This is a genomic window from Methylobacterium sp. WL19, from assembly GCF_008040005.1.
Classification (GTDB): Bacteria; Pseudomonadota; Alphaproteobacteria; order Rhizobiales; family Beijerinckiaceae; genus Methylobacterium; species Methylobacterium bullatum.
The window spans coordinates 50,666-72,336 of sequence record NZ_VRVC01000006.1; the positions used below are offsets into that span (position 1 = coordinate 50,666).

Annotated in this window: 21 protein-coding genes, 1 tRNA gene and 2 pseudogenes; 14 read left to right on the forward strand and 10 right to left on the reverse strand. The window is 68.6% G+C overall.

Annotated elements, in window-relative coordinates; genetic code table 11:
* The first annotated feature begins 1 nt into the window (after position 1).
* The 7 genes from mqo to FV220_RS02760 all read left to right on the forward strand — a co-directional run bounded on the left by mqo (position 2) and on the right by FV220_RS02760 (position 6,126).
* Positions 2 to 1,732 carry a malate dehydrogenase (quinone) gene (gene mqo / locus FV220_RS02730; protein ID WP_238253942.1) on the forward strand — a complete coding sequence of 577 codons (1,731 nt, stop codon included), beginning with the start codon at positions 2 to 4 and terminating at the stop codon, positions 1,730 to 1,732.
* Positions 1,733 to 2,112: 380 nt separating this feature from the next.
* Positions 2,113 to 3,093, forward strand: a complete 981-nt coding sequence (gene sppA / locus FV220_RS02735) for a signal peptide peptidase SppA (RefSeq protein ID WP_147829511.1) — start codon at positions 2,113 to 2,115, stop codon at positions 3,091 to 3,093.
* A 78-nt stretch (positions 3,094 to 3,171) separates the two neighbouring features.
* On the forward strand, positions 3,172 to 3,492 hold the full coding sequence (ihfB, locus tag FV220_RS02740; RefSeq protein ID WP_018043161.1) for an integration host factor subunit beta: 321 nt from the start codon (positions 3,172 to 3,174) through the stop codon (positions 3,490 to 3,492).
* A gap of 40 nt (positions 3,493 to 3,532) precedes the next feature.
* Positions 3,533 to 3,904: a lipopolysaccharide assembly protein LapA domain-containing protein gene (locus tag FV220_RS02745; protein ID WP_018043162.1), complete on the forward strand. Its 372-nt coding sequence runs from the start codon at positions 3,533 to 3,535 to the stop codon at positions 3,902 to 3,904.
* Between the two features lie 7 nt (positions 3,905 to 3,911).
* Positions 3,912 to 4,556, forward strand: a complete 645-nt coding sequence (locus FV220_RS02750) for a phosphoribosylanthranilate isomerase (RefSeq protein ID WP_147829513.1) — start codon at positions 3,912 to 3,914, stop codon at positions 4,554 to 4,556.
* A 135-nt stretch (positions 4,557 to 4,691) separates the two neighbouring features.
* The gene (trpB, locus tag FV220_RS02755) at positions 4,692 to 5,933 is read left to right on the forward strand and encodes a tryptophan synthase subunit beta (RefSeq protein WP_056252988.1); all 1,242 of its coding nucleotides are present in this window, start codon (positions 4,692 to 4,694) and stop codon (positions 5,931 to 5,933) included.
* 116 nt (positions 5,934 to 6,049) lie between these two features.
* A tRNA-Met gene (locus tag FV220_RS02760) sits at positions 6,050 to 6,126 on the forward strand.
* A 79-nt stretch (positions 6,127 to 6,205) separates the two neighbouring features.
* Here the strand turns inward: FV220_RS02760 and FV220_RS02765 are convergent.
* The 3 genes from FV220_RS02765 to FV220_RS02775 form a co-directional block, all read right to left on the reverse strand.
* Entirely contained in the window at positions 6,206 to 7,099 is an 894-nt protein-coding gene (locus FV220_RS02765; RefSeq protein ID WP_147829515.1) for an NAD(+)/NADH kinase, read from the reverse strand.
* 105 nt (positions 7,100 to 7,204) lie between these two features.
* Positions 7,205 to 8,188, reverse strand: coding sequence for an SPFH domain-containing protein (locus tag FV220_RS02770; RefSeq protein WP_147829517.1), 984 nt, complete (start codon positions 8,186 to 8,188; stop codon positions 7,205 to 7,207).
* A 17-nt stretch (positions 8,189 to 8,205) separates the two neighbouring features.
* Positions 8,206 to 8,931 carry an NUDIX domain-containing protein gene (locus tag FV220_RS02775; RefSeq protein ID WP_147829519.1) on the reverse strand — a complete coding sequence of 242 codons (726 nt, stop codon included), beginning with the start codon at positions 8,929 to 8,931 and terminating at the stop codon, positions 8,206 to 8,208.
* Positions 8,932 to 9,222: 291 nt separating this feature from the next.
* On the opposite strand from FV220_RS02775, the gene FV220_RS02780 reads away from it, so the two are divergent.
* Genes FV220_RS02780 through hpxZ form a run of 3 tightly spaced genes read left to right on the forward strand, consistent with a single transcriptional unit; the run spans position 9,223 to position 11,221 of the window.
* On the forward strand, positions 9,223 to 9,429 hold the full coding sequence (locus FV220_RS02780; RefSeq protein ID WP_082473291.1) for a DUF4089 domain-containing protein: 207 nt from the start codon (positions 9,223 to 9,225) through the stop codon (positions 9,427 to 9,429).
* Between the two features lie 8 nt (positions 9,430 to 9,437).
* Positions 9,438 to 10,832: an AtzE family amidohydrolase gene (locus tag FV220_RS02785; RefSeq protein ID WP_147829521.1), complete on the forward strand. Its 1,395-nt coding sequence runs from the start codon at positions 9,438 to 9,440 to the stop codon at positions 10,830 to 10,832.
* A gap of 8 nt (positions 10,833 to 10,840) precedes the next feature.
* Positions 10,841 to 11,221, forward strand: coding sequence for an oxalurate catabolism protein HpxZ (gene hpxZ / locus FV220_RS02790; protein ID WP_056149061.1), 381 nt, complete (start codon positions 10,841 to 10,843; stop codon positions 11,219 to 11,221).
* Positions 11,222 to 11,291: 70 nt separating this feature from the next.
* On the opposite strand, the gene FV220_RS02795 is transcribed toward hpxZ, so the two are convergent.
* The 4 genes from FV220_RS02795 to FV220_RS02810 form a co-directional block, all read right to left on the reverse strand.
* Positions 11,292 to 11,849: a hypothetical protein gene (locus tag FV220_RS02795; protein WP_147829523.1), complete on the reverse strand. Its 558-nt coding sequence runs from the start codon at positions 11,847 to 11,849 to the stop codon at positions 11,292 to 11,294.
* Between the two features lie 76 nt (positions 11,850 to 11,925).
* Positions 11,926 to 13,356, reverse strand: a complete 1,431-nt coding sequence (locus FV220_RS02800) for a protein adenylyltransferase SelO (RefSeq protein WP_147829525.1) — start codon at positions 13,354 to 13,356, stop codon at positions 11,926 to 11,928.
* Between the two features lie 380 nt (positions 13,357 to 13,736).
* On the reverse strand, positions 13,737 to 14,135 hold the full coding sequence (locus FV220_RS02805; RefSeq protein ID WP_238253940.1) for a hypothetical protein: 399 nt from the start codon (positions 14,133 to 14,135) through the stop codon (positions 13,737 to 13,739).
* Between the two features lie 193 nt (positions 14,136 to 14,328).
* Positions 14,329 to 16,017, reverse strand: a complete 1,689-nt coding sequence (locus tag FV220_RS02810) for a methyl-accepting chemotaxis protein (protein WP_147829527.1) — start codon at positions 16,015 to 16,017, stop codon at positions 14,329 to 14,331.
* 292 nt (positions 16,018 to 16,309) lie between these two features.
* Between FV220_RS02810 and FV220_RS02815 the strand changes: the two genes are divergently transcribed.
* Positions 16,310 to 17,326, forward strand: a complete 1,017-nt coding sequence (locus FV220_RS02815; protein WP_147829529.1) for a KpsF/GutQ family sugar-phosphate isomerase — start codon at positions 16,310 to 16,312, stop codon at positions 17,324 to 17,326.
* An 85-nt stretch (positions 17,327 to 17,411) separates the two neighbouring features.
* Here FV220_RS02815 and FV220_RS02820 read toward each other — a convergent pair whose 3' ends face one another.
* Positions 17,412 to 18,065, reverse strand: coding sequence for a TetR/AcrR family transcriptional regulator (locus FV220_RS02820; RefSeq protein ID WP_147829531.1), 654 nt, complete (start codon positions 18,063 to 18,065; stop codon positions 17,412 to 17,414).
* 39 nt (positions 18,066 to 18,104) lie between these two features.
* On the opposite strand from FV220_RS02820, the gene FV220_RS02825 reads away from it, so the two are divergent.
* The 3 genes from FV220_RS02825 (at position 18,105) to mutL (ending at position 21,399) form a co-directional block, all read left to right on the forward strand.
* Entirely contained in the window at positions 18,105 to 18,554 is a 450-nt protein-coding gene (locus FV220_RS02825) for an abscisic acid-deficient protein Aba4 family protein (protein WP_147829534.1), read from the forward strand.
* Positions 18,551 to 19,375, forward strand: coding sequence for a hypothetical protein (locus FV220_RS02830; RefSeq protein WP_147829536.1), 825 nt, complete (start codon positions 18,551 to 18,553; stop codon positions 19,373 to 19,375). The genes FV220_RS02825 and FV220_RS02830 overlap by 4 nt, the downstream gene beginning before the upstream one ends.
* A gap of 71 nt (positions 19,376 to 19,446) precedes the next feature.
* Positions 19,447 to 21,399 carry a DNA mismatch repair endonuclease MutL gene (gene mutL / locus FV220_RS02835; RefSeq protein WP_147829538.1) on the forward strand — a complete coding sequence of 651 codons (1,953 nt, stop codon included), beginning with the start codon at positions 19,447 to 19,449 and terminating at the stop codon, positions 21,397 to 21,399.
* Positions 21,400 to 21,403: 4 nt separating this feature from the next.
* Here mutL and FV220_RS02840 read toward each other — a convergent pair.
* Together FV220_RS02840 and FV220_RS02845 are read right to left on the reverse strand one after the other, a co-directional pair.
* Positions 21,404 to 21,547: pseudogene (locus FV220_RS02840) on the reverse strand (FMN-dependent NADH-azoreductase); the annotation flags it as partial.
* Between the two features lie 4 nt (positions 21,548 to 21,551).
* Positions 21,552 to 21,671, reverse strand: a pseudogene (locus FV220_RS02845) (IS5/IS1182 family transposase); the annotation flags it as partial.

The window sequence follows — 21,671 nt, forward strand, 5'->3', positions numbered from 1 at the left end:
GATGAGCGCCGACGACAACGATATGTGCCCGTCCAAGGGCGTTTCCTCCACGGCGCCTGCCCTGAACCGCAGGCAGATCCTCGGCACGGCCTTGACCGGGATGGCGGCCGTGGCCGTGCCCGGCACCCTGGTTCTCGCGGCCCCTCCGGCGAAGAAGGTCGATGTCCTTCTGATCGGCGGCGGCATCATGAGCGCCACGCTCGGTGTCTGGCTGCGCGAGCTCGAACCCAACTGGTCGATCCAGATGATCGAGCGGCTCGACGGCGTGGCGAAGGAGAGCTCCAACGGCTGGAACAATGCCGGCACGGGCCATTCCGCCCTCGCGGAGCTCAACTACACGCCCGAGAAGAAGGACGGCCAGATCGAGATCGCCAAGGCCGTCGAGATCAACGAGGCCTTCCAGGTCACGCGCCAGTTCCTGGCGTGGCAGGTTCGCAACGGCGTCCTCAAGAACCCCCGCTCGTTCATCAACTACACCCCTCACATGAGCTTCGTGTGGGGCGACGAGAACATTGCCTTTCTCAAGAAGCGCCATGCCGCGCTCAAGGCGAGCCCGCTCTTCGCCGGCATGGACTATTCGACCGATCCCGAGCAGATCCGGAAATGGGTCCCCCTCATGATGGAGGGCCGCGATCCCAAGCAGAAGATCGCAGCCACCTGGACCTCTCTGGGCACCGACGTGGAGTTCGGCGAGATCACCCGCCAGTTCGTCGGGCATCTGCAGAGCCAGCCGAACTTCGACCTGAAGGCCTCGTCCGAGGTCCGGACCATCGACAAGAATCCCGACGGCTCCTGGCGCGTGGTCTCCCGGAACCTCAAGGACGGATCCGAGCAGAGTTTCGACGCCAAGTTCGTGTTCATCGGCGCGGGCGGCGGATCCCTGCATCTCCTGCAGAAATCCGGCATCCCCGAAGGCGAGGACTACGCCGGCTTTCCCGTCGGCGGCTCATTCCTCGTCAACGAGAATCCCGATGTGACGACGCAGCATCTGGCGAAGGCCTACGGCAAGGCCTCGGTCGGCTCGCCGCCGATGTCCGTTCCGCATCTGGACACGCGCGTCCTCGACGGCAAGCGCGTCCTGCTGTTCGGTCCCTTCGCGACCTTCTCCACCAAGTTCCTGAAGGAGGGCTCCTATTTCGACCTCCTGTCCTCGACGACCACCAGCAACGTCTGGCCGATGGTTCGCGTGGGTGTGGATGAATATCCCCTGGTGGAATATCTGGCCGGTCAGCTGATGCTCTCGGACGATGACCGCATCGCCGCCCTGCGTGAGTATTTCCCCAAGGCGAAGAAGGAGGACTGGCGCCTGTGGCAGGCGGGCCAGCGCGTGCAGATCATCAAGCGCGACAAGGACAAGGGCGGCGTTCTGAAGCTCGGCACGGAGATCGTCAGCGCGAAGGACGGCAGCATCGCGGCGCTGCTCGGCGCCTCGCCGGGCGCGTCCACCGCGGCTCCGATCATGCTGAAGGTGCTGGAGAAGGTCTTCGCTTCCAAGGTGTCGTCCCCTGAATGGCAGGCGAAGCTCCGGCAGATAGTCCCCAGCTACGGATTGAAGCTGAACGACGATCCGGAGCGGGTCGCGCAGGCCTGGGCCTATACGAGCGAGCAATTGCAGCTGCCGGCTCCCCCGCAGATCGACCTGGAGGCACTGAAGCAGACACAGGTCAGCAACACCGTCCTCAACAGCAACCGCACCACCACGACGAAGCCGGTCCACGACCTCGCTCCCTGAGCGAGTGAATTTGGCCGCCAAAAGCCTCCGATGTCACCGGTTCGACATCGGAGGATTCTGTTTTGGCCGAGCGACCGAACCACCCGCCGAGCCCCCATCCCCACGGCTTCGCGCCCAAGCTTCGCTTCCCGTCGACGAGTCCTCTTGCCGGTCCACCGGAGGGGGCGCTAGAACACGGCCCTGCTTTCGCGTACCCCGGACTCCATCGGTCGTCCGGCGGAAGGACGCGAGAGCTGCCAACGGCTTGGTGCAATCCGGCGGCGGGTGTGGAACACATCTCGAGGGGACGTTTGGAGGCACCTTTACCGGTACATCCTTACGTGTCGTGAGCGAACAGCCGGCCGCAGCGGTCGGACGAGTCAAGGGAGCGGGACGATCGCATGGCCGCAGACGCCGAACTTCTGATCGATCGCCGGCGCCTGCGCCGCAAGCTCTCCCTGTGGCGCGTCGTGGGGATCGGCGGGCTGATCGTCGCCGTCGGGACATTGGGCTACCGGGTCCGGGGCAATGACGGCTTCGGTTTCCCGGCCGTGAAACCGCAGATCGCCCGCATCTCCATCGGCGGCTTCATCGCCGGCAGCGAATCGACGACGAAACTCATCGAGCGGGTCCGCGATGCCGGCGCGGTGCAGGGCGTGATCGTCTCGATCTCGTCGCCTGGCGGCACCACCACCGGCTCAGAGGAACTCTACCGCAACCTGCGCGCGCTGGCCGAGAAGAAGCCCATGGTGGCCTTCGTCGACGGCACGGCGGCGTCGGGCGCCTATATTGCCGCCATCGCGGCCGATCATATCGTCGCGCGGGAAACCGCCCTCGTCGGGTCCATCGGTGTGCTGTTCCAGTATCCCGACCTGTCCGGCCTCCTCGACAAGGTCGGGGTCAAGGTCGAGTCGGTGAAGTCGTCGCCGCTGAAGGCAGAGCCGTCGGGCTTCACCCCGACCTCGCCCGAGGCCCGCGCCGCCCTGGCCTCCGTCGTCGGCGATACCTACGCCTGGTTCAAGAGCCTCGTCTCCGAGCGGCGCAAGCTCTCCGAGAAGGAACTCGCGACCGTCTCGGACGGGCGCGTGTTCAGCGGCCGCCAGAGCGTTCCGCTGAAGCTGGTGGACGGTGTCGGCGGGGAGCGTCAGGCAATCGCCTGGCTCGAGACCGAGCGCAACGTCGCCAAGGGTCTGCCCGTGCGCGACTGGAAGCCGAAATCCGAGAGCGATTTCAAGCTCTGGTCGGCTCTCGGCATGGGGGCCGACCTGCTGGGGCTGGGCGGCCTCGCCACGCGCCTGCGTCAGGCCGGCGACGAGACGGCAGGTCTCGCGCAAGGGGGGATGCTCGCCCTCTGGCGTCCGGGTTCCGCCGATGCGCCTTGAGGGCGACGCCGAATCACGCCTGCCCGGATCACGTCCGCAGGGGTGCCGGAACCGCATGAAGTCAGGGAAGACCGCCGCATGATCAAGTCGGAGCTCGTGCTCAGGATCGCAGAGCAGAACCCGCATCTCTACCAGCGCGACGTGGAAACCCTGGTGAAGGCAATCCTCGACACGATCGCCGAGGCGTTGGCGCGCGGTGACCGTGTCGAACTGCGCGGCTTCGGCGCCTTCTCGGTCAAGCGCCGCGATGCGCGACGGGGGCGCAACCCGCGCACCGGTGAGCCCGTTGCCGTCTCCGAGAAGGCCATCCCCGTGTTCAAGACGGGCAAGGAGATGCGCCAGCGACTCAATGAGGCCGGGATCGGCGCCGAGGAGCCCTCCGAAAGCGAGGAATCCTGAACGCCATGCACAGCCTCGTCCCATCGACCGGAGTGTCTCGATGATCCGCTTCCTCAAGGGTTTGATCCTGCTTCCCGTGGCGATCGTGGTCGTCGCCCTGGCCGTCGCCAATCGGGAGGTCGTCCGCCTGTCCTTCGATCCGTTCACGACGGACACGCCGGCCTTCAGCTTGCCGCTGCCGCTCTACGTCCTCATCTTCGCCTCCGTCGCCATCGGCATCCTCTGCGGCGGCATCGGCACGTGGCTGGGTCAGTCGAGCACACGGCGGACGAGCGCGGCCCGCCGCCGCGAGATCCGACGCCTGGAGGGCGAGACCGAGCGTCTGAAGTCGCGTGTCGCGGCGAGCGAGCCCGCTCCGGCCGAGCGTTATCCCGGCCTCGACAGCCGCGTCGCGCTCCCTGCGCCGCGTTAGAGCCGTCATGCCGTCGATTCGCGTCAAGATCTGCGGGCTGAGCGCGCCCGACACTCTCGACGCGGCGCTCTCGGCCGGGGCCGACCTCGTCGGCTTCGTGCATTTCCCCAAGAGCCCGCGCCATGTCCCGCTGGCGACTGCGCGTTTGCTGTCGGACCGGGCGAAGGGCAGGGCGGAGCGGGTCGTCCTCCTCGTGGACCCCGACGATGCCCTAATCGATGCGGCCGTTGGCATCGTCGATCCGGACTGGATCCAGCTCCACGGACACGAGACGCCCGAGCGGGTCGCGGCGATCCGCGACCGCAGCGGCCGCCCTGTGATGAAGGCGCTCGGCGTCTCGACGCCCTCGGACCTCGCCGCCATCGCTGGGTACGAGGCAGCCGATCGCATCCTCCTCGACGCCAAGCCGCCGCGGGATGCGGCACTTCCCGGCGGCAACGGCCTCGCCTTCGATTGGGATCTTCTCGCAGGAAAAACCCTGCCGGCGGGGACGATGCTCTCGGGCGGTCTCACCCCTGAGAACCTCGCCGAAGCCCTCGCCCGCACGGGCCTGCGCGCCGTCGACGTCTCCTCGGGCGTCGAGACGCGGCCGGGAGAGAAGAGCCCGGAACGCATCGCCGCCTTCATCGCGGCGGTTCGGGCCTACGAATAGGGTCCGATTTCACAAATCGACGCGTTCGCCGCATTGTAGACGCCCCCCACGCGGGTCTAGGCATTGGCGCAACCCAATACCGAACGCATAGGCCCGGCGGAGACTCGCCGGCCGAAGACGCGAAGGACGACAACCGTGACCATCGCCCCCTCTCCGAACTCGTTCCGCAACGGACCGGACGAGCGCGGCCGCTTCGGCATCTTCGGCGGTCGCTTCGTCGCCGAGACGCTGATGCCGCTCATCCTCGATCTCGAGAAGGCCTATACGGAGGCCAAGGCCGATCCGTCCTATCAGGAGGAGATGAACGGCCACCTGACCCATTACGTCGGCCGCCCGAGCCCGCTCTACTACGCCGAGCGAATCACCGAGCACTTACGGACGAAGTCGGCTCCGGGCCATGGCGCCAAGGTCTTCTTCAAGCGTGAGGAACTGAATCACACCGGCTCGCACAAGGTGAACAACGTGCTCGGCCAGATCATGCTGGCCCGCCGCATGGGCAAGCCGCGGATCATCGCCGAGACCGGCGCCGGCCAGCACGGGGTCGCCACCGCCACCCTCTGCGCCCGATTCGGCCTGAAATGCGTCGTCTACATGGGCGCCGTCGACGTGGCGCGCCAGGCGCCCAACGTCTTCCGCATGAAGATGCTCGGCGCGGAGGTGATCCCGGTGGAATCCGGCACCAAGACCCTCAAGGACGCCATGAACGAGGCGCTGCGCGACTGGGTCACCAACGTCGCCGACACGTTCTACTGCATCGGCACAGTGGCCGGACCGCACCCGTATCCGGCCATGGTGCGCGATTTCCAGTCGATCATCGGCCGGGAGACCAGGGAGCAGATGCTGGAGATGGAAGGGCGCCTGCCCGACTCGCTCATCGCCTGCATCGGCGGGGGCTCCAACGCCATGGGCCTGTTCCACCCGTTCCTCGACGACCGCGAGGTGGAGATCTACGGGGTCGAGGCCGCCGGCCATGGCATTGCCTCGGGCCTGCACGCCGCCTCCCTGTCCGGCGGGAAGCCGGGCGTGCTCCACGGCAACCGGACCTACCTGCTGCAGAACGAAGACGGTCAGATCGCCGACGCCCACTCGATCTCGGCCGGCCTCGACTATCCCGGCATCGGCCCCGAACACGCCTGGCTGCACGAGGCCAAGCGCGTCACCTACCTCTCGGCGACGGATTCCGAGACGCTGGAGGCGTTCAAGCTGTGCTCGATGCTGGAGGGGATCATCCCGGCCCTCGAGCCGGCCCACGCCCTCGCCAAGGTGTTCGAGATCGCGCCGACGAAGCCCGCCGAGCATCTGATGGTGCTCAATCTCTCGGGCCGTGGCGACAAGGACATCCCGCAGGTGGCCGAGATCCTGGGCACCCGCCTCTGACAAAACCGCGCCGGGGAGTGGCCAAGTCGCAAACTCCCCGTTGACACCTGAAGGCGGATTTCTTTATACCGCCGATCTCTTCAGGGGCGCCCGCGCTGCGCGGGCTCCTTTGTTATGGCGGGGTAGCTCAGTTGGTTAGAGCAGAGGAATCATAATCCTTGTGTCGGGAGTTCAAATCTCTCCCTCGCTACCAAGAATTCGACCCGCTAAGTCCATGACTTGGCGGGTTTTTCTTTGCGCGCTCTCGATCCCTCGAAACATCCCGGCGACACTTAGCCAATAGCGAGATTGAGCGTGCGATCCGCCGGCGAGAGCCTGACCTGGCGGCCCCATTCGAAGGCCAGGAAATCCTGCTCGATGCCGTCGGCGAAGACGACGCCGCCATCGTTCATGCGCGAGGTCACGAGAAGCCCGGCATCGGTCAGCTTGCCCGCGCGCAGCCGCGTGCCGCTGGCGACGCTCGGGAACGGCTCGCGCACCCAGTAGCCCACCGCCGCCTCCTCCGTGCCGAGGGGGACGGCGAGATGCGTCGCCTCGGCGATGGACCGCGCCCAGCCGGTCACCCCCGTACCGGACGCGACGATGAGCCCGCTGGAGGATTGATCCTCCGCCTCGCCCGCCGCTTCGACCCGGTAGCGCGCGGATTGGTGGCTGCGGTGCCCGACGAAGATCTCGTTCAGTGCGAACAGCGTCTCGCCATGGTCGAGCACGGCCTTGACCATGGTGCGCCGCTCCACCTGCGCCGCGCCGTTGACGCTCGCGGTGAGCACCTGCCCGAGCCGCTCGACGGCGACCCGGACGAGGATCCCGTCGTAGAGGTCGGGCGCCGGGTTGACGCCGATCACCGGCTGCGCGCCGAGATACTTCGCGACATTGGCCACGAGCCCGTCCTGGCCCACGGCGACGACGACGTCGTCCGCGGCGAACAGGAAACGGTCGAGGTCGGCGCGCCGCACCAGGGCCTGGCGCCACTCCCCCGGCACCGAGGCCCGTGCCCGGGAGAGCACGGCGTGGAACCGTTCGTGCCGCTCGACCACATCCTCGAGTTTCTGGCCGCGGCTCTCGAGGAAGAAGCGCGCCTGCCCGCTCGTGGCGTGCCGGGCGATCAGGGCCTCGTAATCGGTCTCGCGGATGACGAAGACGGCGCGGTGGGTGAGGGCGGCCATGCTGAGCAGGTTTCACAAAAGTGGTCACCGGTTCTGTGTCTTAAAACCTGCGACATTTCAAAGATCTAAGCGAGGTGAAGCGTTGGCTTGCCGACGCGAACCTGCTTAGCGCGCCCCCACCATCGGACGGGCCTTGTGGAACTCGCCCATCACGGCGGCGAGGAGATCGGGCGTCACGCTGACATGCTCGATCGTGTCGAGCTTGCCCGCCAGTTCCTGCGCGGCGAGGCCGAGCAGGATCGCGGGCGGCAGGTCGCGGTAGATCGCGACGCGCTGCGCCTCGGCCTGGACCTTGGCTCCCTCGACGAGGCGGATGCGCTCCGCTTCCGCCGTCGCCTCGACGCCCTGCGCCTCGGCCAGACCGGCGGCGCGGCTTCGCGCGTTCTCCGCCTCCTCGGCAATGAGGAGTTTCTCCCGGCGCGCCAGTTCCGTGCGCGTGGCGAGTTCGTTCTCTGCGATGGCACGCTCCTTCTCGACGGCGAGAGCACGGCGGGAGAAAGTCGCCTCGTCGGCCTTCTGCTGCAGCGCCTCGAAGGTCGGGGTCTGCAAGGCGCGTTCGAGTTCGCTCGTGGGTGCGAGGTTGGTGAGCCGCACCGACACGGCGGCGACGCCGATCTCGGCCAGGGACTGGTCCGCCGCCAAGACGGCCTCCAGCCCCCCGCGCAGGGGCTCGGGGCCGGCATCGAGGATGGTGCGCACCGGCTTGCCGCCGAGATATTGCAGCACCGCCTGACTGGCGATGCCGGCCATGCGCGCCTCGATCTTCTCGATCGGCTCGCCCTGGAGCTTACCGGTGCGAAGGTCGATGGAGAAATCGATGCGGCTGGCCAGACGTTCCGGATCGATCACGTGCCAGCCGATCGTCCCCTGCACGGCGACGGCCTGGAAATCCTGGCTGCGGCCACGCACGAACAGCGTCATCTCGCGGTCGTCCATCGGCATCTCGGCAATGCTCGATGTCTCCGGGCGGAACCAGAAGACGAGGCCCCGGCCGCTCTGGCGGATGCGGCCCCGGCGATAGCGGATGACGTGGCTGCTCGCCTCGCTCCGCAATTGCGCGACCAGACCGATGTTGCGGATCGATGCCATGGAAACCTCCTGTCGGGTCAGCGGGACGGTTGAAATCGGTAGAGTTCGGCGGGGCGGAACGACGTTCCGGCCTCGCGCGATCCGGTCGGCGCCAGCCAGCCCCGGTCGAGCATCCGGCGTCGGAAGGCCGGCTTGTTGAGCGTGGTGCCGAGAACCGCCTCGTGCACGTCCTGCAGCTGTCGCAGGGTGAAATGCTTGGGCAGGAGGGCAAAGCCCACATCCGAATAATCGAGCTTTCCGCGCAGACGCAGCATGGCCATCGCCAGGATGTCGGCATGGTCGAAGGCGAGGGGCAGAACCTCACCCTTGGGCGACAGTGCCACCACGTCTCCGCCCGCCTCGCCCGACCAGGGCACCTCGATCCCGGCCGCCACGAGGGAGGGTGCGCGCTCCAAAGCCTCGGCGAGGGCCGCCTCCGGCAGGAGGGCGAGATAGGCCACGCTGACGATCCGCATGCGCGGATCGCGGGCGAGCGCGCCGAACGTGTAGAGCTGCTCCAGATGCACCCCGGTTATCCCCGCCTTCTCATGCAGGACATGCAGCGCGGCGGCATCGAGGGTCTGGTCGATCCCCACGAAACCGCCGGGCAGCGCCCAGCGACCGGCATGCGGATGCTGTTCGCGTTTCAGCAGCAGCGCCGCCGGGCGGCCCTCGCGCAGGCCCAGCAGGACGAGATCGATGGCGAGGGCAGGGCGCTCGTAGGCGGCGGGATCGTACTCGGCCAGGAATTCGGTTTCGGTCACGGGGCGAACCTTATATGCGCGATGCATCTTAGTTAGATGCTTTTTGCATATAAGGCAAGGGCAGAGTTCGACGTCATCCGGAACGATGGTGAGGATCGGATGCCGTCGGGTCCGACTGACCCGTTTTGCCCGCTCTCACGATCTCAGGACGGCGGATGGGGAAAGACGCTCAACCGCCTAAAGACGGCCATGACGCACAGGGGGCTTCCGTGAGATCGTCACATAGTCCGGCCCGACCCTTGCTCCCCGGGATGCGACGGTTCCGCCGGATCGGGGTTTGAGGAGGAAGCCATGGCCGAGATGCCGAAGACCGAGCCCGCATCGGGTGGGCTCGATGCCTATATCGACGCCGCCTCCGCCCTCCTCGGCATTCCCCTCGATCCCGCTTGGGTCGCGGCGGTGGGCGCGAACCTCACCGTGCTTCAGGGCGCCGCCGGCCTCGTCGCGGGGTTTCGCCTGCCAGACGAGGCGGAGCCGGCTCCGGTCTTCGCGGCGTGAGCGGCGGTATGACCGATCCGAGCACGATGCACGCGGCCGACATCGCCGGGTCCGTCAGGGATGGGGCGATCAGCGCCCGCCTGGTGGTCGAGGCCGTGCTGGCGCGCATCGCGCGGGTGGACACGGCGGTCAATGCCTTCACCGACGTGCTGCCCGAACGCGCTCTGACGAGAGCCGATGCCGTCGATGCGGCGCGAGCCCGTGGGCAGGCGTTGGGGCCGCTGGCGGGCGTGCCCTTCGCGGTGAAGAACCTCATCGACATCGCGGACCTGCCGACGCGGGCGGGCTCGAAGATCAACCGCGATCTCGCCCCTGCCGAACGGGACGGCGCCCTGGTGCGACGGCTCGAAGCCGCCGGGGCCATCCTCGTGGGCGGCCTCAACATGGGCGAGTATGCCTATGATTTCACCGGGGAGAACGTCCATGACGGCGCGACCCGCAATCCGCACGACCTCGGGCGCATGTCGGGCGGCTCGTCCGGGGGCTCGGGGGGCGCCATCGGCGCGGGCCTCGTCCCCCTGGCCCTCGGCTCGGACACCAACGGCTCGATCCGCGTCCCGTCCGCCTTCTGCGGCTGCTTCGGCCTCAAGCCCACCTATGGAAGGCTGACGCGGGCGGGGAGCTTCCCCTTCGTCGGCAGCCTCGATCATCTCGGGCCGATGGCGCGCAGCGTCACCGACCTCGCCTTGTCCTACGATGCCATGCAGGGCCCCGATCCGGACGACCCGGTGGCGACCACCCGTGCCCCCGATCCCGCCATGCCGAGCCTCGATGACGGCATCGGCGACCTGCGGATCGCCATGGCGGGCGGATACTTCGCGCGCGGCGGTGACAACGAGGCCTTCATGGCGGTGGAAACCCTCGCCGCATCCCTCGGCTCCAAGCGCCGGGTGGAGATCCCCGAAGCCGCGCGGGCGCGGGCCGCCGCATACCTCATCACCGCCGCCGAGGGCGCCGCACTCCATCTCGACCGGCTGCGGACCCGCGCCGCCGATTTCGACCCGGCCGTGCGTGACCGGCTGATCGCGGGGGCGATGATCCCGGCCCCCTTCGTCGAGCGCGCGCAGCGTTTCCGCCGCTGGTACCGGGCGGCGATGCTCGACCTCTTCCGCGAGGTCGATATCATCCTGGCCCCCTCGACCCCGTGCCGGGCTCCGAGATCGGGTCAGGTCACCTTCGAGCTCGACGGGGTGACGCTGCCGGTGCGGGCGAATATCGGCGTCTTCACCCAGCCGATCTCGTTCATCGGCCTGCCCGTGGTGGCGGTGCCGGTACGGCTCGACGACGGCCTGCCCCTCGGCGTCCAGGTCATCGCCGCCCCGTGGCGCGAGGATCTGGCGCTGCGGGTCGCGCGGCATCTCGAACGAAACGGCGTCGTCTCCGCGCCGCATGCGATCCTGTGAGCGAGCCGATGGAGATCGATGCGCCAGACGTAATCGCCGAGGTCGAGGCCGCCTTCGCGGCCTATGAGGCGGCGCTCACCGGCAACGACGTGGCGACGCTGGAAGCCCTGTTCCACGACGATCCCCGCACCATCCGCTACGGCGGGGCTGAGAACCTCTACGGCATGGATGCGATCCGTGCCTTCCGCCGCGCCCGCTCACCGGCCGGGCTGGGGCGGACCCTGTCCGATACGGTGATCACGGCCTATGGGCGGGATACGGCCGTGGCGATGACCCTCTTCCGCCGCGACGGATCGCCCGGCAAGGTGGGCCGGCAGAGCCAGACCTGGATCCGTTTTCCCGATGGCTGGAAGGTCGTGGCCGCGCATGTGAGCGTCATCGACGGTTGAGGCACGCCATTCCCCCGCCCCCGCGCGGGAGACGTGCACCTTCAGGGCGCGGGAGATCCGTGGCGTCCGCTCACGTCTCCTGAGGCGTCGTCTCGGTGACGACGCGGCGCAGGCGTCCCTTGCGCTTCTCGTACTGGAACATCGAGGTCAGGGTCGGATCGCTCGGATTCTGTGTTGAGACGATCGGCTCCGGTGCCGGTGCCGGTTGGACCGCCGGGGCGGGGGCCACCCGCTCGAGCGCGAGGCGGACCACCTCGCGGTCGCGCCGGATCAGAGCCGCCACGGCGCCGTCGGCGGCCATCGTCGCGCTGGCGCCGTCGCTGAACGTGATCGGCAGGGTCGCGGCGGTATTGGCCGAGGATTCGAGCACGTCGAGCCCGAGTCCCACGAAGGACGCAGCAAAGCCGAAGGGCGACGGTAAGGCCTTTGTCGAGGTGGCCAGCGCACCCTGGAGACCGCGCACGATGTCACCGCTCCAATGCGCCTCCGGCGTCGACTCGGGCGCGAGCCCGAGATCGGTGAGATCCTCCACGCCGCGGGCCTCGCCGTTGGGAAAACGGAACACGCCGTTCTCGTAGGTGGCCACGCCCTCGCCGAAGGTGCCTGCCGTGATCCGAATGTCCGTCATCGTGCCGTCCAGGCGGACGTCGCCCGCCGCCGTTCCCCAGAACAACGCAGCCTTGTGTCCGAAACAGGGCGCCGTCTCAGGCGATCGCTGACGGCGCCGTGCCGTAGGCCTCCGCCATCTGGGCGATCGCCTCGAGCTTGGCATGGAGGGCCGACCAATCGTCCCGCTCGGCGATGGGGTCCCACAGGCTCTCGACCTCCTCGATCAGCATCGTGCAGGGCGTGGTGCCGGCGAAATACGGGTGGTCGAGGCGGAGGGTCTCCACCGGGGACAAGGATGCGAGGCTGGTTCTGACGGCGGCGAAATCCTCGCGCTCGTAGAAGGCGGAGGAAGGGCTCGCCGCCGCACGGTAGGCGCTGAGGAGACCACCGTACCAGTCGAAGAAGGTCTGCTCGAACGGCGCCCGGCTCTTCGCCAGGAAGCCCCAGAAGGCGGCGACGAACCGGTGCAAATCCGTCTCGTCCGCCGGCTTTGCCAAGCCCAGCCGGGCGAGGAGAGCCTCGGCGAAGGCATCCTGAAGGCTCGATCCGAAGACTTTGAGGGCGCCTTCGAGGGCGTCGCGGTCGGCGAGCGGCATCAGGCATTCGGCGAGCCGGCTGAGATTCCAGAACAGGGCCTCGGGCTGGCGGCCGAAACTGTAGAGGCCATGGACGTCGAAATAGGCGGCGGTGAAGCCCGGGTCGCTGGTCGGCGTGAAGCGCCACGGACCGTAATCGAAGCTTTCGCCCGTGATGTTGATGTTGTCGGTGTTGAGCACCCCGTGGACGAAGCCCGCCGCCATCCACTGGGCCCCCGTGCGGGCGACCCGGCGGCAGACCTCCTCCAGGAAGGCGACGGCACGGGGCGCGGTCTCGTCGCGCCAGGCCTCCGGCAGATAGGTCCGCACCGCATGATCGAGGAGCTTCTCGATGTTGTGCGGCTCGTCCAGCGCCAGCAGGCGCTGGAAGCTGCCGATGCGGATATGGGAATGGCTGAGGCGCACCAGAACGCTGGACCGGGTGGGGGAGGGCTCGTCGCCCCGCTCCAGTTCCTCGCCGGTCTCGATGAGGCTGAAGGTTTTCGAGGTGTCGACGCCCAGGGCCTCGAGCATGGAGGTGGCGAGGATCTCGCGCATGCCTCCCTTCAGGGTGAGGCGGCCATCGGCCGTGCGCGACCACGGCGTGGTGCCGCTGCCCTTGGTGGCGAGATCGAGGAGGCGACCGTCAGCGAGGTCGTGAAGTTGGGCGAACAGGAAGCCGCGCCCATCGCCGAGATCGGCGTTGTAAGAGCGGAACTGGTGGCCGTGATAGCGCAGCGCCAAAGGCTGGGGCAGGCTGCCGGCGAGGGGCTGGAACCGGCCGAAATGCGCCACCCACGATTCGTCGGAAAGGTCGTCGAGCCCCACCCGCGCCGACCAGGGCCGGTTCCGGTAGCGTAGGATCGTCTTCGGGAAGTCGGCGGCGGCGACGACGTCGTAGAAATCGGGGCCGAGTTCGGCGTGCTTCGCGGCGGTGCGTGGTGATGGCATGGGCGGGCAGGGGTTCCTACGAGAACGGCCGGGACACTAAGCAGGTTTCGCAGAGGTGGCCGCCGGCTCTGCGATAAAAACCTGCGACCCATCAGAGAGCTAAGCAGGGTGAAGCGTCGGCTTGCCAACGCGAACCTGCTTAGTGTCTCTCACAAAACTCCCGCCGCGCTGTCCTGCTTGGAGCAAGAACCGACCGTGATCGGGAGTTTTGTGAGGCACTCTTAGCGAGGGCAGGCCGGCGATGACAGCCGCCCCCGACCACGCGAGCGCCGTTCGGAGAAAGGTCACGTACCTCCGAACCGCCGCTGCTCCACCCGGCTCGCCAAGATGATGACCTTGCCGGAAAACCTCTCGATCAGGGCGAGGTTCCGGGCTCGCCTCTAGCGGTTCCAGGTCCACACGTAACGCAGGAACTCGGCGTCGAGCCGTTCCGGGCATCCCCACGCCGCGTCCGGTCGGACCCGGCCATAGCTCGCCGCCAAGCGCCGGATCACGCGCGCCATCGTCAGCCAGGCCGGGAGATCGAGATAGACCAGGGTATCCGCCGCCTCGAAGCGCGGCCCGATGAGGTCCGTGTAGTTCCCGTCGATGATCCAGCGGGGGAGGGCCGCGAGGCGCTCGACTTCGGTACGGAACTCGGTGGCCGGCGCGGGCTCCCAGCCGGGACGAAAATAGGCCTGGTCGAGATGGAAGACGGGCAGGTCATGCGCGGCGCCGAGACGCCGCGCCAGTGTCGATTTCCCGCTTCCGGGCGGCCCCATGACGATGACGCGCTGCATCCGAAAGGCATACCGCGCCGGGGGAGGATTTCGCCAGTCGACCTAGGGGCATCCGGCGCCGCGCCGGTCGCCCTCCGAGTCGGAATGGGCGACCCGGAGGGCAATCGCCACGTGACGCTCGTGGCGAACCCATGAGGCGACCAGACCTGTCGCGGAGGGAGACGGCGCTCCCTCCGCGGGAGCCCGACCCCGGTCAGGCCGCGCGGATCGTGGCGAGGAAGCGGCCCAGCTCGGAGTTGAGATGTTCGGACTGGCGCGACAGCTCCGATGCCGCGCCGAGCACCTGGCTGGCGGCAGCGCCGGTCTCCTCGGCGGCACCGGCCACGCCCGCGATGTTCACCGTGACCTCTCCCGTGCCGGTGGCGGCCTGGGACACGTTGCGGACGATCTCCTGCGTGGCGGCGCCCTGCTCCTCCACCGCGGCGGCGATCGTGGTGGCGACGGCGCTGATCTCCTGAATGCGGGTGGTGATGCCGCCGATCGCCGAGACCGCCTGATCGGTGGAGCCTTGGATCGAGGCGATATGGCCGCCGATCTCCTCGGTCGCCCTGGCGGTCTGGTTGGCGAGTTCCTTCACCTCGGCGGCGACGACGGCGAAACCGCGCCCCGACTCGCCGGCACGGGCCGCCTCGATGGTCGCGTTCAGGGCCAGGAGGTTGGTCTGGCCCGCGATGGCGCTGATCATCGTCACCACGTCGCCGATCTTCGCCACGGCGCTGTTCAGGTCCTTCACGAGCAGCGCGGTCCGCGCGGTTTCCTCGACGGCGACATGGGCCAGGCTGGCCGAGGCGCTGACCTGACGGCCGATTTCCTGCACCGACGAGCCGAGTTCCTCGGCCGCCGCCGCCACGGTGGTGACGTTCGAGGCGGCCTGTTCCGCCGCGGCGGCGACGCTGGTGGATTGCGCGGCGGTCTGCGTCGCGGTGCCGGCCATGCCCTGCGCGGTGGCCTGCAACTCCGTCGCCGAACTGGACACGGTCTGGATGATCCCGCCGACGGCGGACTCGAAGCCGTCGGCCATGGACCGCATGGCGGCCTTGCGCTGTGCTTCCGCGCCGGCACGGACCAGGACGGTCTCGTCTTCCAGAGCCTTCATCCGGTGCAATCCGTCCTTGAACACCTGCACGGCGTCGGCGATGCGCCCGATCTCGGTCCTGGCGTTCTGGTGCGGGATGGTCACCGACAGGTCGCCGGCGGCGAGGGCCTGCATCGGCTGCACCACGGAATCGATGCCTCGGGTCACGCCGCGGATGATCAGGAAGGCGGACAGGACGGAGAGGAGGACCGCGACGACGATGGCGGCGATGCCCAGGGTCCGGGCCTGTTCGAAGACCGACTTGCTCCGCGCCTGCGCCTGATCCGCCCCGACATTGTTCAGGCTCACCAGCTTCTCGAGGGCGTCCGACATGCCCCGGCGGATGGTGATCCCCTTGGTCTCGTAGAACGAGAAGGCCTGCGCCTTCTCCCCGTTGCGGGACATATCCAGGATGGTCTGGCGGATCGCGGCGAATTTGGCGGCCTCGCGCGTGAACGTCTCGTAGAGTTCGCGCTCTTCGGGAGAGGCGATCATCCGCTCGTAGGCGGCCTTCTTCTCGTCGATCCTCTTTCCGAACCGCGCGAGGTCGCCCTCGATGGTCGCCAGCTTCTGGGGGTCGGTTTCCTGCGTATGACGCAGCATGACGCCGTTGTTGCGGGCCGTCAGAGTATCGATCTCGCCGAGGACACGAACACTGGGGAGCCAGTTGTTTTCGATGTCGAGAGCTTGTTCGCGCATGCGCTGCGTACTGACGATCCCAAGCACTCCCAGGCCAACAACGAACAAAGTAAGCAGGGAGAATGCCGTGATGAGCTTGGCACGAATCGAGAGAGCCTGGATCGACATGAAAACCTCTTCCTGACCGCGGATCGCGACGATCAGCTTTTACTTTGGATTTGACATTCCAGCCGAACGGTTAACGATCACTTGTTGTCATTGGAAATATTTTAACGTCGGCGTATTACAGGCCATCCGCCGGTCTGAGCCTCCTCCCGCCGGCCCCCGATACCTTCTTCTCCGCCCCGCCGCCGATTCCGGTGCGCGGCGTCCCACGCGCCCAAGCCCCCATCCGACCACATTCGCCTTGCATAGGCGGCACGTCATGGCGCCGCGCGCGCCGGCGAAGGCGAGGATTGTCATGGGCGGTGCTGCAGCGGAGAAGCGGATGTCGCCCCCCGATGCCGGCCATGCGCCCGCCATCGCCTCGGCCCTGCGCACCATCGAGACCGAGTGCGAGGGCCTGCGCTGCCTGATGGAGGCCATCGGCAACGGTCTCGGCACCGCCTTCTCGGACGCCGTCGCCCGCATCTCCGCCGCCAAGGGCCGCGCCATCCTCACCGGCATGGGCAAATCGGGCCATGTCGGCCGCAAGATCGCGGCGACCATGGCCTCCACCGGCACGCCGGCGCTGTATGTCCATCCGGCCGAGGCGAGCCATGGCGATCTCGGCATGATCCAGCCGGAGGACGTCGTCGTCGCCCTGTCCTGGTCGGGCGAGACCACGGAACTCGCCAACATCATCGGCTATGCGCGGCGCTATCGGGTCGGCCTCATCGCCATCACGGCGAATGCCGGCTCGACCCTCGGGCGTGAGGCCGATATCTGCCTGACCCTGCCCAAGGCCCGCGAAGCCTGTCCCAACGGGCTCGCGCCCACCACCTCCACGGCGATGCAACTCGCTTTGGGCGACGCCCTCGCCATCGCCCTGCTCGAGGCCCGCGGCTTCTCCGCCCGCGAATTCGGCATCTACCATCCCGGCGGACGCCTGGGGGCCTCTCTCCGGCAGGTCCGCGAGGTGATGCATGCGGGCGACCAGCTGCCGGTGGTCCGGCGCAGCACGGGCATGCGGGCCGCCATCGCCGAGATCGACGCCAAGGGCTTCGGATCGGTGGTGGTGGTGGAAGAAGACGGCCGCCTCGCCGGCATCCTCACCGACGGCGACCTGCGCCGCAACGTGTTCAGGGCCGATCTCGATAGCCTCGTGGTCGAGGCGCTGATGAGCGTCCGGCCGCGCACCGTGAGCCCGGAGACCCTTCTCGCCAAGGCCCTGGAAATCCAGGAATCGATGAAGATCACCTCGCTGATCGTCGTCGAGAACGAGCGCCCCGTGGGCCTCGTCCATTATCACGACCTGCTGCGGGCCGGGGTCGCCTGACGACGGGTCCTACCCGGCGAAGTCTGGAGCGGATCCGCCAATGGTCTCGCGATGAGCGCTGGCGTCGCGCCGCGCTGTCCCGGCATCACACCGTCAGGCAGTCGAGGATAGGCTCCAGCATCCCGTCGATGGCCCCACGCGCCACCTCGGCCGGTCCCAGCGCACCGTCGAGGGCGAGCCGGGCGAGACCATGGACCAGGGACCAGCAGGCGATGGCCCTCGGGTCCGGGGCGGCATGATTGGACGCCGCCGGTAGCCCGTCATCCTCGAAAGGGGTTCCGGCCACCGCCGCTTTCAGGAGCCCGAAGGCGCGACCGGCCGCCGCCGCGTAGGCCGCGTCGCCCGTATCGATCCGCGCACAGCGCCACATCGTGTCGAACTCGGCAGGATGGTCGAGGGCGAAGGCGACATAGGCCCGGCCTTGCGCGCGAATGCGCCCGTCTCGGTCCGTCGCGGCGGAATCGGCAGCGGCCAGCGCGTCGCCCAGCATCCTAAAGCCCTCCGTCGCCACGGCGGTGAGCAACCCGCGAGCATCGCCGAAATGATGCTGCGGAGCCGCCGGCGAGACGCCCGCCCGCCGCGCCGCCTCCCTGAGGGAAAACCCGTCGATCCCGCGCTCCCGCAGGATGGCCGTCGTCGCCCGGATCAGGGCGGACCGCAGATCGCCGTGATGGTAGGCCGAGGCTTCCGTGGCTGGAACGCCCTTCGATGACTTGACAGTGTCAAGATGCTCACTCATGCTCGATCTATACGATGTCAAGATAAGGATGGGCAAGACGTGATCCCCGTAGCGAGCCTGTTCTCCCTCTGCAGCACGATCGCACTCTTGGGCTGGGTCGCCCTCGCCATCGCGCTGTTCGCTCCCCGGCTCCGAAGGGCCACTTGGATCGGCACCGGCCTCGTCCTGCCGGCGCTTCTGGCGGTGGCCTATATCGGCGCCCTGGCGGCAGGGTTGGCGGGCGGCGCGAAAGGCGGCTTCGACTCCATCGAGGCGGTCCGTTCCCTGTTCGCGGACGACCATGCGCTCACCGCCGGCTGGATCCATTATCTCGCCTTCGACCTCTTCGTCGGCACCTGGATCGCTCGCGCCGGGATCGGGGCGGGGATCTCGCCTTTGTTGCTCCTGCCCTGCCTCGTCCTCACCTTCCTGGTCGGTCCGGCCGGTCTCCTCCTCGCCCTCGTCATCGGATTGAGCACCGGCAGGCTCGGCCTGGAGACCCGGCCATGATCGCCTTCACCCTCGGCGGAGACGCTCTCCGCCCCACGGCACTCGCCCGGCTTCGGGCGGACGATCCCGTCCTCACCGCCTTCGGCCTCGCCTGCCTGCTGACCGGCGCCGTCACCCTGGCACTCCCCCTCGTCGATGGGAGGCTCATCGATGGCGCCTTCGTCTGGGCGAAGCCCGCGAAGTTCTTCGTTTCGGTCGGTGTCTACGCCCTGACCTTCGCCTGGTTCACCGGCTACGTCCGGCCGGATCGGCGCCGTTCGCGCTCGCTGCGGATCGGCCGGTTCCTGTTCGTCGTCGCCGGCGGGTTCGAGCTCGCCTACATCACCCTGCAGGCGGCGCGGGCCGAGGCATCGCATTTCAACGACGGCGATCCGCTGCACGCCGCCCTCTACGCCCTGATGGGGTTCATGGCCCTGACCCTGCTCGCTGCCAAGATTCCCCTGGCCATCGCGGTGGCGGTCCGGCCACGTCCCGGCCTCGAGCCGAGCCTGCGTCTGGCGGTCATTCTCGGCCTCGCGACGACGGTGATCCTCGGGGCCGCCACCGGCATCGCCCTCAGCGCCAACCATGGCCATGCGGTCGGCCCGACCGGTGCGAGCCTGCCCCTGCTCGGCTGGAACCGGGCGGGCGGCGACCTGAGGATCGCCCATTTCCTCGGCATGCACGGGGAACAGATCGTGCCGTTCGCCGCCGCCTCCTTCATCGCCCTCGGCCTGCCGAGGCGACGGGTGCTCGTGCCCCTGGCGGCCTGCCTCCTCTGCTGTGTCATCGCGGGGGCCTGGGTCCAGGCGGGGCGTGGTCTCGCCTTTCCCTTCGGTTGATCGCATCCTTCCCACCGCGATGACGTCGGCGGCGCTTTGAGGCGGCGGCGCGCTCGCCTATGCTTGGGGGAATGCCGCCCGTGCTCCGCCCCGTCCGCCGCCTCGACCCGATCCTCGTGGACCGCATCGCCGCGGGCGAGGTGGTGGAGCGCCCGGCCTCCGCCGTGAAGGAACTGGTTGAGAACGCCATCGATGCCGGCGCCACCAGCATCGAGGTGACCATCGAGGCGGGGGGCCGCCGGCTGATCCGCGTGGTGGATGACGGCGCCGGCATGAGCGCCGACGATCTCGCCCTCGCGGTGGAGCGCCACGCCACCTCGAAACTTCCCGGTGGCGACCTGAGCCGCATCGAGTCCCTCGGCTTTCGCGGCGAGGCGCTGCCCTCCATCGGGGCGGTGGCCCGCCTCTCCCTCACCAGCCGCACGGCCGAGGCCGAGAGCGGATCGACCCTGGTGGTGGATGCCGGCATCAAGGGCGAGGTCCGTCCCGCGCCGAGCCCGCGCGGCACGCGGATCGAGGTCACGGACCTGTTCTCGGCGACGCCGGCGCGGCTGAAATTCCTGAAATCCGACCGCGCCGAGGCGCTGGCCATCGCCGATGGGTTGCGGCGCCTCGCCGTGGCGCAGCCCCGGATCCGCTTCGCCCTCCGCTCCGAGAGCGGCAGCCCCCTCGTCTTTTCCGCCGAGACCGGCGACGACGCGGCCTTGCGCCGGCTCACGGCGGTGCTGGGGCCGGATTTCGGCGCGAGCTCGGCCCCCCTCCACATGGCGCGGGAGGGCTTCGCCCTGTCCGGCCATATCGGCCTGCCGAGCTACCATCGCGGCGCGGGCAACCAGATCCATTTCACGGTCAACGGCCGCCCGGTGCGCGACCGCCTGCTGCTGGGCGCCGTGCGCGGGGCCTATGCCGACACGATGAGTTCGGACCGTCATCCGGTGCTCGGCCTCGCCATCACCTGCGACCCCGCCCTCGTCGACGTGAACGTCCATCCCGCCAAGACCGAGGTGCGCTTCCGCGAGCCGGGCCTCGTGCGCGCCCTCATCGTCAGCGCCATCCACGAGACCCTGCGGCAGGTCGGAGCGCGCAACGCCAGTACCGGCGCGGCCCGGACCCTGGACGCCCTGCGTCCGGGCCATGCTTCACCGTCGCTACGGCCGGCGATGACGGCGCATTCGGGACGCGGCGCCTGGTCGGGCAGGGCAGCGATCCCGCCCGGCCTGCCCTCGTTCGGCGCGCCCGCCGGCCTCGCGCCGGCATCGTCCTTCGGTCAGCGCGGGGGCCTGTTCGAGGCCCCGCAAGTGGCGTTCGGCCGGCCGGAGACGGGGTTCGAGGAAGCCGGGCAGGCGCTGTTCTCCGGCGATCTCGCACCACCCGGCGCCGACCTGCGCCAGCCGGAGATCGAACCGCCCGACAGCGAGCATCCCCTGGGGGCCGCCCGCGCGCAGCTCCACGAGACCTACATCGTCGCCCAGACCCATGACGGGATCGTCCTCGTCGACCAGCACGCGGCCCATGAGCGCCTCGTCTACGAGCGTCTGAAGCGCGAGCGCGCCGCCGGCGGCATCGCCCGCCAGGGCCTCCTGATCCCCGACGTGGTGGAGATGGCGCCCCAGGACGCCGAGCGTCTGATCGCGGCCGCCCCCGACCTCGACCGTCTCGGCCTCACTCTGGAGGCCTTCGGCACCGGCGCCGTCCTCGTGCGCGAGGTTCCGGTGGCGCTGGCCGATTCGTCCACCCGCCATCTCCTGGAGGACATCCTCGACGCCCTCGACGAGAGCGGACTGGAGGAGGGGAGTGCGGACGGCACCGAGGGCGGCCCCCTCGGGCGGCGCCTCGACGCGATCCTCTCGCGCATGAGCTGCCATGGCTCGATCCGCGCCGGCCGGCGCCTGCGCCCCGAGGAGATGAACGCGCTCCTGCGCGAGATGGAGGCGACGCCCTTCGCCGGCACCTGCAACCACGGCCGCCCGACCTTCGTGGAACTGAAACTCCACGATATCGAGCGGCTGTTCGGCCGGCGCTAGGCCTTCAGGCGGCAGCCAGAACGGAGGCGGCGTCGAGCGCCCCGGCGAGGGCCTTCTCGCGGGCCTCCGGACCGAGGGCGATCCCCTCGGCGATGACGAATTCCGGGTTGGTCACGCCGATGAAGCCGAGGACGACCCGCAGATAAGAGCGCCTAACAGAACCGTTTGATCTGGTTGAGGGTGATGAGGCTGGCCGCGAGGCTCGTGAAGGCCTCGTAGATGTCGCTGCGTCGCTCGTAGCGGACGGGCAATCGACGGAATCGGTTGAACCA

Bases quoted from the DNA above. Each gene is read 5' to 3' on its own strand.
- mqo (WP_238253942.1), top strand. From the start codon at position 2: ATGAGCGCCGACGACAACGATATGTGCCCGTCCAAGGGCGTTTCCTCC.
- sppA (WP_147829511.1), top strand. From the start codon at position 2,113: ATGGCCGCAGACGCCGAACTTCTGATCGATCGCCGGCGCCTGCGCCGC.
- ihfB (WP_018043161.1), top strand. From the start codon at position 3,172: ATGATCAAGTCGGAGCTCGTGCTCAGGATCGCAGAGCAGAACCCGCAT.
- FV220_RS02745 (WP_018043162.1), top strand. From the start codon at position 3,533: ATGATCCGCTTCCTCAAGGGTTTGATCCTGCTTCCCGTGGCGATCGTG.
- FV220_RS02750 (WP_147829513.1), top strand. From the start codon at position 3,912: ATGCCGTCGATTCGCGTCAAGATCTGCGGGCTGAGCGCGCCCGACACT.
- FV220_RS02765 (WP_147829515.1), bottom strand. From the start codon at position 7,099: ATGGCCGCCCTCACCCACCGCGCCGTCTTCGTCATCCGCGAGACCGAT.
- FV220_RS02770 (WP_147829517.1), bottom strand. From the start codon at position 8,188: ATGGCATCGATCCGCAACATCGGTCTGGTCGCGCAATTGCGGAGCGAG.
- FV220_RS02780 (WP_082473291.1), top strand. From the start codon at position 9,223: ATGGCCGAGATGCCGAAGACCGAGCCCGCATCGGGTGGGCTCGATGCC.
- FV220_RS02785 (WP_147829521.1), top strand. From the start codon at position 9,438: ATGACCGATCCGAGCACGATGCACGCGGCCGACATCGCCGGGTCCGTC.
- hpxZ (WP_056149061.1), top strand. From the start codon at position 10,841: ATGGAGATCGATGCGCCAGACGTAATCGCCGAGGTCGAGGCCGCCTTC.
- FV220_RS02795 (WP_147829523.1), bottom strand. From the start codon at position 11,849: ATGACGGACATTCGGATCACGGCAGGCACCTTCGGCGAGGGCGTGGCC.
- FV220_RS02800 (WP_147829525.1), bottom strand. From the start codon at position 13,356: ATGCCATCACCACGCACCGCCGCGAAGCACGCCGAACTCGGCCCCGAT.
- FV220_RS02805 (WP_238253940.1), bottom strand. From the start codon at position 14,135: ATGCAGCGCGTCATCGTCATGGGGCCGCCCGGAAGCGGGAAATCGACA.
- FV220_RS02810 (WP_147829527.1), bottom strand. From the start codon at position 16,017: ATGTCGATCCAGGCTCTCTCGATTCGTGCCAAGCTCATCACGGCATTC.
- FV220_RS02815 (WP_147829529.1), top strand. From the start codon at position 16,310: ATGGGCGGTGCTGCAGCGGAGAAGCGGATGTCGCCCCCCGATGCCGGC.
- FV220_RS02820 (WP_147829531.1), bottom strand. From the start codon at position 18,065: ATGAGTGAGCATCTTGACACTGTCAAGTCATCGAAGGGCGTTCCAGCC.
- FV220_RS02830 (WP_147829536.1), top strand. From the start codon at position 18,551: ATGATCGCCTTCACCCTCGGCGGAGACGCTCTCCGCCCCACGGCACTC.
- mutL (WP_147829538.1), top strand. From the start codon at position 19,447: ATGCCGCCCGTGCTCCGCCCCGTCCGCCGCCTCGACCCGATCCTCGTG.